This window comes from Pelagivirga sediminicola, assembly GCF_003072125.1.
GTDB classification, from domain to species: domain Bacteria; phylum Pseudomonadota; class Alphaproteobacteria; order Rhodobacterales; family Rhodobacteraceae; genus Roseovarius; species Roseovarius sediminicola.
In genome coordinates this window covers 1-564 of sequence record NZ_QCYH01000078.1, presented here as the reverse complement: position 1 = coordinate 564, position 564 = coordinate 1, and the positions used below count along the sequence as shown (strand labels likewise).

The 564-nt window shown below is 34.0% G+C and carries 1 protein-coding gene; it reads left to right on the top strand.

Annotated elements, in window-relative coordinates; all coding sequences use genetic code 11:
- The coding region (locus DC366_RS20700) for a hypothetical protein (RefSeq protein ID WP_118193389.1) at positions 1-293 on the top strand (293 nt) is incomplete at its 5' end.
- Positions 294-564: the final 271 nt, after the last annotated feature.

The following is a 564-nucleotide window of genomic DNA, read 5'->3' as shown; positions in this document are numbered from 1 at the left end:
ACATGAGGACTATTTTGTTACCCAGTCGTTTGCCGCTCACACTCGATACACGAGAGTTTGCTTCAAAACTTGTTGATATGATCAAGGAAGAAGGTGAATGTAAGGTCGAATTAGACTTTACTGATATTATATTCATGTCTCGTTCTTTCGCAGATCAATTCCACAAAGAGCTTTATAGCAGCGACCATACCATAGACATTAGCATTAAGAATGCTGATGTAAGTATACTTGATATGCTACGAGCAGTTTCAAATACTCAAAATGACAGAAGTCTTTGTTTGGATTTGAGATAACTCTGATCCCATTATTTGATTCCGATTTTTTGCACAGCCAAAAAACACCAATAGTAACATGAGAAATAATATCAGGGAGATATAAACGTGATTTTTCATAACATGGTATTCAATCTTCTAAAACATATTTTAGCAGCACAAAAACCATAATTCCATAAGAGGTGAGCAAAATGTATAGGTTAACGTAAATCTTGCCATTAATTTAATTAGTCAGACATCAGGTCATCGAATAAGTCTTTTGAATTTTTGTATCGCTTTAGTGTATGTCTTT